At 62.5% G+C, this 9,864-nt stretch carries 6 protein-coding genes and 1 pseudogene; 1 reads left to right on the top strand and 6 read right to left on the bottom strand.

Annotated features, from left to right (window positions below; translation table 11 throughout):
* Nucleotide 1: 1 nt before the first annotated feature.
* The gene (locus tag NCS28_RS31110) at nucleotides 2-1,309 is read left to right on the top strand and encodes an ATP-binding protein (RefSeq protein WP_250517628.1); all 1,308 of its coding nucleotides are present in this window, start codon (nucleotides 2-4) and stop codon (nucleotides 1,307-1,309) included.
* A 143-nt stretch (nucleotides 1,310-1,452) separates the two neighbouring features.
* On the opposite strand, the gene dld is transcribed toward NCS28_RS31110, so the two are convergent.
* The 6 genes and pseudogenes from dld to NCS28_RS31140 form a co-directional block, all read right to left on the bottom strand.
* Nucleotides 1,453-3,192, bottom strand: coding sequence for a D-lactate dehydrogenase (gene dld / locus NCS28_RS31115; RefSeq protein ID WP_250517629.1), 1,740 nt, complete (start codon nucleotides 3,190-3,192; stop codon nucleotides 1,453-1,455).
* 7 nt (nucleotides 3,193-3,199) lie between these two features.
* A complete protein-coding gene (locus tag NCS28_RS31120; RefSeq protein ID WP_250517630.1) occupies nucleotides 3,200-4,528 on the bottom strand; it encodes an MFS transporter in 1,329 nt (442 codons plus the stop codon).
* 207 nt (nucleotides 4,529-4,735) lie between these two features.
* Nucleotides 4,736-5,503 (bottom strand): transcriptional regulator GlcC, encoded by a 768-nt coding sequence (gene glcC / locus NCS28_RS31125; protein WP_250517631.1) that lies wholly within the window; start codon nucleotides 5,501-5,503, stop codon nucleotides 4,736-4,738.
* A 674-nt stretch (nucleotides 5,504-6,177) separates the two neighbouring features.
* Entirely contained in the window at nucleotides 6,178-7,248 is a 1,071-nt protein-coding gene (locus NCS28_RS31130) for a lipopolysaccharide biosynthesis protein (RefSeq protein WP_250517632.1), read from the bottom strand.
* Between the two features lie 422 nt (nucleotides 7,249-7,670).
* On the bottom strand, nucleotides 7,671-9,413 hold the full coding sequence (locus tag NCS28_RS31135) for a tannase/feruloyl esterase family alpha/beta hydrolase (RefSeq protein WP_250517633.1): 1,743 nt from the start codon (nucleotides 9,411-9,413) through the stop codon (nucleotides 7,671-7,673).
* Nucleotides 9,414-9,519: 106 nt separating this feature from the next.
* Nucleotides 9,520-9,864: pseudogene (locus NCS28_RS31140) on the bottom strand (porin); the annotation flags it as partial.

Genomic DNA, 9,864 nt, shown 5'->3' on the forward strand with positions numbered 1-9,864 from the left:
GATGCGTCCGCGTTTCTGGCAGTCCGCGCGCAAGCCGCGCGTTTTCATCGACTCGCTGTTCGGCCGCATGGCGATCGTGTCGATCTGCGTGCTGCTCGCGCTTCAGGGCGGATGGTTCGCGATTCTTCACGTGCAAGGGCCGCACAAAGAAGCCGATGGCTACGCGCGCGCGTTGCTCATCGTGCTCGAAGCGGCGCATAACGATGTCGCGCTCGGCGGACGGCTCATGCGCGAGACGCGCGTGCATATCGTGCCGGTGTGGAACATGCCCGAGCCGCTGACGCTGCGCGATGCCGCGAAGACGCGTCATGCGCACCTCGCGCGTCAACTCGCCGACCGCTTGCCGCCGGGCTCGCAGATCGCCGTCGATAGCGATGGCCACACCAAGTCGCGGCTCTGGGTGCGCTATCCGTCGAGCAATGTGTGGATCGTCACGCCGATCGACTTGCCGCCGCCCGCGCCGTTCATCATGGAAGGCATCGTGTTGCTCGCGGGCGCGCTCGTGCTCTCGCTCATCGCGACGTGGCAGTTGCAGCGTCCGCTTGCTCGCGTCGCGCAGGCGGCGCGCCGCTTCGGCGGCGGCGAGCGGCCGGTGCCCGTCGAGGAAAACGGGCCGCGTGAATTGCGCGAGCTCATTGGCGCGTTCAATCAGATGATGAAGAAACTCACCGACGCCGACGACGATCGCGCCGTGATGCTCGCCGGCATCGCGCACGATCTGAAAGCGCCGCTCACGCGCCTGTCGCTGCGCGCGACGGTGCTCGCGAAAGACGAACGCGAGCGCGCGCACTTCCTGCGCGATATCGATTCGATGACGCGCATCGTGCAGCAGTTTCTCGAGTTCGCGGGCCGGTCGTCGTCGGATAGTGCGAAGACCAGTGTCGATGTGTTCATCGCGGAGCAGTTCGCATCGCCGGAAGATGGCGACGAGCCCTTGTTCGCGCTGTCGCTCGAAGCGGGCGAGACGTTCAGATTGCCGCGCACCTTCATCGATCGCCTGATGACCAATCTCGTCGACAACGCGCTCGAACATGGCGAGCCGCCCGTCGAGATTCGCACCGCGCGGCAGGGCCATGACTGGATGATCGAAGTGCGCGATCACGGCCCGGGCATTCCCGATGAACGCCTCGACGACGTATTGCGGCCCTTCGTGCGACTCGACCCCGCGCGCAGCGGCAACGGACATTGCGGGCTCGGGCTCACCATCGTCGAACGTCTCGCGCGCGAAGAGCGCGGCCGCTGCGAAATCGGCAATGCCGAGGGCGGCGGGCTGATCGTGCGCATCCGCATTCCCATCGAAGAAACATGATCCTCGTTTCGACCGTCGATGGCGCACTCGTGGGGCGCGGCGTGTTCTATCGCTCGGGCGCGCTCACGCCCGACGATGCCGACGCGGCCGCGCTTGGGCGTTTGTCGTTGTGCGCAGTGCATGATCTTCGCGTGATGGCACGTTCAGGCGTGCGCTTCACGCTCCCGATACGCCGCGAACTTCGACGTCTTCCCGATTCCCGGATTGAAGCAATTGCACGGATCGAGTTGCTTGTAGAAGTCGGCGAGTTGCGGCTTCGCCTCGTACAGATGACCTACGTTGTGCTCGGCGGGATACTCGGCGCCGCGCTCATCGAGCAATTCGAGCATCTCGTGCTCCAGCGCCATGCAGTCGTTGCCCTTGACGACGATGTAGTCCTGATGGAACACATGACACAGAAAGTGCCCATAATAAAGCTTCAAAATGATCGGGCGCTCGATCCTCTCCGGCAACCGCTCGAACCAGTCGCGGTCGTTGCGCCGTAACGCGATATCGAGCGCGACGATATCCTCGACCTCGCGATGATGCACCGCGCGATATCGCACCGCCGCGCTCGCCGCCGCGAAGCGATGCAGAAAGGCTTTACGTCCTTCTTCCTCGGTGCATTCGAAATATGCGCAGCCGCCGTCCGCGAAACGCTGCGCGAGAAATGCGCGTGCTTCCTCGACGCCCGCTGCCGGCACTTTCAACATCAGGTGATGCTCGTACTGTTTGCGATACGTGTTCAGCCGCGCGGGCAGATGATCCGGCAAACGTTCGCTCATCCATTGCAGCACGCGATCGGTCATATGCTTCGGCATGAAACCGAGACGCTCGAACAACGCATCGCAACGCGTCTTCAGATTGAAGAACAAGGGCAATCGATCCGTGCCGAATTTGTCGACGATGACGAAGAGGTCCTTGCCGTATCGCTTCGCGACATCGAACGCATCGCGATGCAGATACTCGCCCGCGATCGGCAGATGCGTGAAATTCGCGAGCGCGTGGCGTCGAATGTCGGTGAGCACGTTCGTGTCGTTCGTGCCGATGTAGAACACCTTCGCGTCTCGTTGCGCGACGAACGTGTCGAGACGCACCGCGAACGTCATCACCTTGCCCGCCGAACCGGATGCTTCGAAAAGACGCCGCGGGTCGGCGTTGAAGCGCGCGGGCGTGGACGCGTCGATATCGCGGACATGTGTCGCGTATTCGTGATCCGAGGCGGCCGCGCCATCGCGAACATCGGCATCGATGAACGTGCCGTTTTCGATGCGCGAGAGTATCTCGTCGGGCGTGCTGCCGAGTTCGATGCCCAGATGATTTACGAGGCGCAGCACGCCGGATGCATCGACGGCGGCGAACAGCGCCATCTCCGTATACGCCGGCCCGCGATGCACGAGGGAGCCGCCCGAATTGTTGCTGATGCCGCCCAGCACCGATGCGCCGATGCACGACGAGCCGATCACCGAGTGCGGCTCGCGTCCGAGCGGCTTGAGCGCGCGTTCGAGCTGATCGAGCGTCGTGCCGCCGATGCACACTACCTGCTCTCCGCCCTTGATCAGATGCACGCGCTTGATGCGCGTCGTGCTGACGATGACGACATCGCGATCGTAGTCGTCGCCATCGGGTGTCGAACCGCCTGTCAAACCCGTGTTCGACGCCTGCGTGATGACGATCGCGCGCGCGGCCACGCATGCAGCGAGCACGCGCCATTGCTCGACGAGCGTGCCGGGTCGCACGACCGCCAGCACGCGGCCGGTGCCGAAGCGATAGCCCGTGCGATAGCGGCGCGTTTCTGCATCGCCGGTGAGCACGTTGTGCGTGCCGACGACATCGCCGAGCGATGCGAGCAAGCTCGCGCGCGATGCGTCGAAGGAAAGGGCGGAAGGGGCGGCAGCGGACATGATGGCCTCACGCGCGGCGCGGTTCCGAAGACGACGACTCGTCCGGCGATGCCGCCGTTGCGCGCTGCGTGAGCGTCAGCACCGCGCCGGCGACGAGCGCACCCGCAACGACCACAAGCCCCGCGTTCGTGCTGTGGGTGACATCCTTCATCCAGCCGATGATCGACGGGCTCACGAAGCCGGCGAGGTTGCCGATCGAATTGATCATCGCGATACCGGCTGCGGCGGCGGTGCCGCTCAGCACGCTGCTCGGATAGGTCCAGAAGACCGGCATCATCGACAACACGCCGGCTGTGCCGAGTGACAGCGTGACCAGCGCGAGCGTGAGGTTGCCCGTATGAAGCGTGCTTGCATAGAAGCCCGCCGCGGCCGCCACGCCCGCCAGCGCGAGATGCCAGCGGCGTTCGTTGCGGCGGTCGGACGAGCGCGCGACGAGCATCATCGACACGATCGCGACCGCATAGGGAATCGCGGTGAACAGGCCGACGTCGAGCGCGTCTTTCACGCCAGCCGTCTTGATGAGCGTCGGCAGATAGAAGCTCACGCCGTAAAGGCCCATCATGCAGCAGAAGTAGATCGCGGCGAGCCGCCACACACGGCCGTTCGACACGACGCTCTTCAGCGAATGATCCGCGCCGGCGGCTTCATCGCGTGCGATGTTGGCTTCGAGAAGCTGCTTTTCCTGCTCGTTCAGCCACGACGCGGCGCGGATGCCGTTCGGCAGCATGAACAAGGTCATGATGCCGAGCACGAGCGACGGCAGCGCTTCGAGCAGAAAGAGCCATTGCCAGTTCGAGAGACCGTGAACGCCGTTGAACGCCTGCATGATCCAGCCCGACAGCGGACCGCCGACCACGCCCGCCACCGGAATGCCGATCATGAAGAGCGCGTTCATGCGGCCGCGGCGCTTACCCGGATACCAGTACGTCAGATACAGCACGATGCCGGGAAAGAATCCGGCCTCGGCGACGCCGAGCAGAAAGCGCAGCGTATAGAACATCACGGGCGTCGTCACGAACAGCGACGCCGCCGACACCAGCGCCCACGTCACCATGATGCGGCTGATCCACACGCGCGCGCCCACGCGATGCAACAGGATATTGCTCGGCACCTCGAACAGGAAATAGCCGATGAAGAAAATGCCCGCGCCGAGCCCGTACACGGACTCGCTGAACTTCAGGTCGTTGAGCATCTGCAGCTTCGCGAATCCGACGTTGACGCGATCCAGATAGGCCGCGACGTAGCAGATGAAAAGAAAGGGCAGCAGACGCAAGGTCACTTTCGCGTAGGTCGCGTTTTCGAACTCGGTCGTGGCTGTCGGGGTATATGGGTCCATCGTGAGAGTCTCCTGAATCGTGCGGCTTCATGCCGCTACTGGCTTTGCTGGAGCGCATTGTTCCGCGCCAGTAAGAGACTGTCGAGATGTCGAACCACTGGTCCGACCACTTATTTTTCCCGTGCCAGGTATGCTGCCCGCGTGAATCAATGGCGATGAGGCCGCCCGGCTTTCCGCACGTTTGTGCGCCTGAGGCGCGGCGCACGATCACGCCCAGCCCTTGAGCCGCAAGGTTGCGCGCACCAGACGCTGCTCTTCCGCCTCGATGTCCCGCATGCAGGCGGTCGTCGTGGCGATGTGCGTGCTCGCGGCTTTGCGCGCCTGCTCCGGCTGCTTGCCGAGCACGGCCTTGTAGAGGCGGGCGTGCTGCTTGTCGATAACGCGCTTTTGCGCCGCGCGAGGATAGAGGTTGTTGACCGAAGCGAAGACCGAACTGAGCAGCAGATCCGTGAGCGAACTCAGCGTGTGCACGAGCACCGGATTGTGCGACGCCTCGCAGATCGACAGATGAAAGTTGTAGTCGAGCCGCGCGCGGGTTGATTCGCCGACATCGTTTTCGTTCGCGGCGAGCATCTCTTCGTATCGGCGAGTGATGAGCGCGAAATCCGCCTGCGTGCCGCGCAACGCAGCCAGCCGCGCCGATTCGGCCTCGAGCATTTCCCGCACTTCGAAGATGTCGTAGAGGGTGCGCGGCTGCGAGCCGAGCAGATGCATCATCGGTGTGAGGGCGGGCTGCTTCGTCAGCGCGGCGACGAAAGAACCGCGTCCGTGCGATGTTTCGATGATGCCGCGCGTACGCAGCACCTTCAGTCCCTCACGCACCGCCGAGCGCGACACGCCCAGCTTCGCGGTAAGCCGCCGCTCGGAAGGCAACGCCTGACCGGGCTTCAATACGCCGTCGACGATCAGCCCTTCGATGCGTTCGGCGACGGCATCGGCAATCTGTAATGCGTCTTCCTGGTTGTCTTCAAGCATGGCATGCCTCACTGGTCCGACCACTTGCAACAGGATCGTAGCATCCTTGAAGTCAGTGTGAGGGGGTTGCCGTTCGGTATGATCAGACCAAAAAAACGGCTCGCCGAAAAACAATGGCGAGCCGCAAGAGGGATCGGTCAACAACTACAGCGTCGGCAGATTAGCATCGCTTCGATGCGCGAAATCGCATCGGAAAGATGCCGTAAGGAAAGCGCGGTTAACTGTGTGCGCGAGACCACCATACGGTTCACCAGCGCGTATCGGGGAGATCTTCGGCGGATGCGGACAGCATCGGCGCAAGGAGCGCGACGGCGACGAGCGCGTGGCGTTCGACAAGAAGGCGAAGATGGCTTTGAAGGTTGAGCTTGCATGACCTGGCGTAGTGCCGAAGGAAGAAGAGCGTCATCTTCCCGCGGCGCACCGCGATTCGATATGCGGAGCAAAGCGCCAATCGCGCGACTTATTTCCAGCTATTGATTCGCGCGCTTTCTTCAAACGAACAAGGACACGATGCCGCAGAGAAGGCGCATCGTCGCGCGTATAAGTGCTCGTTGACGCACTGTTGATCTGCACCGTCGCCCTGGTCGCTATGCGGTTCCGCGAAGCCGCGACGACGGCCGCGTCGCACGCGGGCTTGAACGCGTGCGCCTTTCCGTTTCTTACCGCCGATAGAGTTACATCGGATGGTTCTGCACGAAGTCCTTGTACGCCCAGTAAGCGGCTTTCTTCGTGACGCCGTCGCCTTCGAGAAGACCGTAGGCGCCCTCGCCGTCGTCATAGAGCTGGAAAGCCTGAATCGACTGGATGTCGTACTTCGACGCGACGCTCGCGAATTGAGCCATCATCAGATTGCCCGTCATGTACGTCGCGATCTGGTTGTACGAACCGAAGTCCGGGCGCACGCCGAACTCGTTGATCCAGATCGGCTTGCCCATATCGTGGAGCTTCTGAAGCACGTCATGGCAACCCGTTCCGCCGCATGCGTGCGTGATGTCGCCTTCGTTCGAATACCAATGCCACGAGGTGACGTCCCAGCTCACGGCCGGATGACCCCAGGTGCCATCGGGTTGCGAACCGTCCGCGAGCATCTGGAAGAACGCGGTGTGCATCCACGTGCCGCCGAGCACGATCTTCGCCGAGCCGTCGACGGACTTCACGCCCGCGATCAAGCCACGGATCGCGCCGCGCGCGAGCATGTAGGACCAGTTGTTGTACTGATACCAGACGGTGCCGTCGACATTGCCGATGAGCGCCTTCGCCTCCAGCTCGTTCCCGACCTCGTAGTACTTGTAGCGATAGCTATTCGCGGTTTGCTGGCCGAGCTTGAATCCCGCGTTGTAGGCCTCGTCCTCGCTGTCGTAGTTGAGGTTCACGAGCATCACCGGATACATCGTGATGCCGGCTTCTTCCATCGTCTTCGCGACGCCAGCGACCATGTTCGCCGATGTCTGGCTATACACGTCATTGCGATAGATGGTCGCGCCGAGATCCTGCAGTTGCGAAAGCTGCGTCTGCACGCTCGTGAAGTCGTATGCGCCGCCGTTGCTGTTATGGCCGTTCACGCCGTAGAAGATCGAGCCGTTGCCGCTGGCGGCTTTCGCGGTGGATTTCGGCGACGCGGCGCTCTTGCTGGCCGCGGCGGTATCGGCTGGGCTGTCGCTGCCGCCGCAAGCGGCGAGCATCATGCTTGCAATGACTGCCGCTGCGATGGAATGGGAGAAGACGGGAATGGCTAGGTTCTTCATATCGACTTGTAAGACTAACGACGATGCGCACACCGTTGCTCCTTCGGTGTGTCTGCGAAGCATAGTTAGTAATCCGAATGACGGCCTGTAGATGAATGCTGTACTGGATGCGGAACAGCGGAGGCAGAGCAGACTTGAATAGCGGGACCGTCGCCAGATGCCTGGCGAGCGTATCGGTAACATGTGCAACGAGTGCATGCCGGAGCCGTCAAAATTTTCTGACGACCGCAGATGTTGCCCGGGTTGAAGCAGCGAGGAAAGGTTACTTTGTTCTGTTGTCGATGTAAACCGCACAGCAGAAAAAACATCTTGCAGGAAGCCAGATTTCGAATAGTTGCTTCTGCGTTTCGTCTCTTCGCGCGCAAGCGTTTCTATGCACGCGCCGTCGTCGAATCGCGACGACGGCGCGTTCTCATGGACGCTTACGGCGCCGGCACGCCCTGCGTCTTCGGGCTATACGACGTATAGAAACTCGCCCCTGCCCATGCAGGCGCCGGATCGTTGTAGAGCGGGGCACCCTGGCTCCAGTTCGCGCCGTCATGCCAGTCTGCGTTGCCGTTGAACTTCGCCACGGCCGGATACGGATAGACCGGACGCGATGCCGTCACCGCGCTCGTCGTCGCATCGGTCTGATAGGTCTTTACGGCATTGGGCGCCGCGCTCTGTTCGACCCAACCGGTGATCTGCGAGATCAGATCGATGTTCGGGAAGCCCTCGCCGCCGCCGCAGTGACCCACGCCCGGCACCAGATACAGACGCGAGAATTCGTTCGCGCTCGCTTCGCCCATCGTGTCCTTCACGGCCTGGTAATAGCGGATCGTGAAGAGCGGCGAGATATGCTGATCCGCCCAGCCATGCCACAGAATCAGCTTGCCGCCCGCATTCTTGAACGCCGACAGATCCGGGCTCGTCGCATCGTTGAGCGGATGATTCGCTTGCAGATAGTTCGGATAGAAGCTCGCGTCGGTATAGCCGAATGTGTCGATGTTCGGCATCGTCGGCGAACCGGTGAAGATCAGGTTATACGCGCCGGTCACGATCATGTAGCTGAAGAGACTCGTCACGGGCACGGGTGCGTCCGTCGAGTTCGTCGTCGGCACTTCCACGCCGATCCAGTTCGCTTCCGAGCCGTACAACGGCGAGCCGCCGAGCATGAGCGTGCCGGTGTTCGCATCGGTCGGGCCGCTGTAGATCTTCTTCGCCGTCGCGACTTCCGCGGCCGTCAGGCAGTTGCTCGTGCTCGACGCGCTGGCCGCGCACTGTATCGTCGCGGGATCGAAATGACACGTGCGCGGATCGGCGATGAGACCATCGGCCACGCTTGCCTGACCGCCACATGCAGCGACCACCGCCTTGTGCAGCACCTGAGCCTTGTCGGCGTACAGCACGGCCTTGCCGGCGCTCGTGCCGGTCGTGCTGTTCGATTCGACGTTCCAGCCGTGATAGAGCGAGTTCTGGATCTGGAAGTGCGCGGCGGGCGCGCCGGCGACGATGCCGTTGTAGTCCGACGGGTAGCGTTGCGCGGCCATCAGCGCTTCACGCCCGCCATCGGAACAGCCGACGAAGTACGAGTACTTCTGTTCCTGTCCGTAGTAAGCCTTGATCAGCTTCTTCGCGGCGAGCGTCGTGACGTGCTGGCCGCGATAGGCGAAGTCGGCCTGCTGTTGCGCATTGGTCGTCCATGCGGAGCTCTGTCCCGAGTGGCCCATGTCGGTAGCCGCCGTCACGAAGCCGCCTTGCTGAACGAGCGGGCACGTATAGCTGAAGCTGAAGGAGCTTTGCTTGGTCGGATCGTTCAAATTTCCGCACAGGCCGCCGCAGCCCAGCTCCGCGAAGCGTTGCGTCCACGAGTCGACCGGCAGCGCGACCTCGAACGTGTTCGACGGCGCGAGCGTGCCTTTCACCGTGCAGAAGTTGATGGTCGCGCCGTTGACGGTTGCGGCGGTGACCGTTGCCGAACTGATCGTGCTGCCCGCGCCGCCGATATCGCTGAGATCGGTCGATGCCAGCTTCGAGCAATCGACGACAGGCTTCACGACGGCCAATGGCGTTTTCGTGGCGCCGTCGCTTCCGCTACTGCTACCGCCGCCGCATGCCGAGACGGCGGCGGCTACGATGCACGCGGCCAGAAAGCTAAGTAATCGCCTGGGATCCAGAGCGCTCATGGTTGTCTCCTTGATTTCCGTTTGGATGGCTCGCGACCGGGCATCGCCCGCACGGCGATGCGCGCAGGCAAGCAGACGCTTGAAGCAAAATGATTCGTAATACTGATCAGAAGCGATGAATGATGCCGACGCCGCCCGCAAACATGCTGCGCGATGCCGACGGCGCGCCCTGGAAGCCATCGCCGATGGTCGCGTTCGCAGCGGTCTGACGGTTAGCCGTCGTCCCTGATGGAACCGCGAGCGTGTTGCCGTTCGCGCGCTGGAATGCTTCGAGCGCATACAAGCCCGTGCGCTTCGACAGCGAGTAGTACTGGGACAAGTTGAACTGGTGGTACGACGCTGCGTCGTTGATGCCGTTCGCCTTGCTCGCCCATGTGTAGCTATAGCCCGCCGCGAAGTCCCATGCCGCCGTCGCCTTCCAGTGCAGCACCGTGCCGGCCGTGTTGAACAC

Origin of the sequence: Caballeronia sp. INDeC2 (assembly GCF_023631325.1) — a bacterium.
In the GTDB taxonomy this organism is placed as follows: Bacteria; Pseudomonadota; Gammaproteobacteria; order Burkholderiales; family Burkholderiaceae; genus Caballeronia.

Bases quoted from the DNA above. Each gene is read 5' to 3' on its own strand.
- NCS28_RS31120 (WP_250517630.1), bottom strand. From the start codon at position 4,528: ATGGACCCATATACCCCGACAGCCACGACCGAGTTCGAAAACGCGACC.
- NCS28_RS31110 (WP_250517628.1), top strand. From the start codon at position 2: ATGCGTCCGCGTTTCTGGCAGTCCGCGCGCAAGCCGCGCGTTTTCATC.
- dld (WP_250517629.1), bottom strand. From the start codon at position 3,192: ATGTCCGCTGCCGCCCCTTCCGCCCTTTCCTTCGACGCATCGCGCGCG.
- glcC (WP_250517631.1), bottom strand. From the start codon at position 5,503: ATGCTTGAAGACAACCAGGAAGACGCATTACAGATTGCCGATGCCGTC.
- NCS28_RS31135 (WP_250517633.1), bottom strand. From the start codon at position 9,413: ATGAGCGCTCTGGATCCCAGGCGATTACTTAGCTTTCTGGCCGCGTGC.
- NCS28_RS31130 (WP_250517632.1), bottom strand. From the start codon at position 7,248: ATGAAGAACCTAGCCATTCCCGTCTTCTCCCATTCCATCGCAGCGGCA.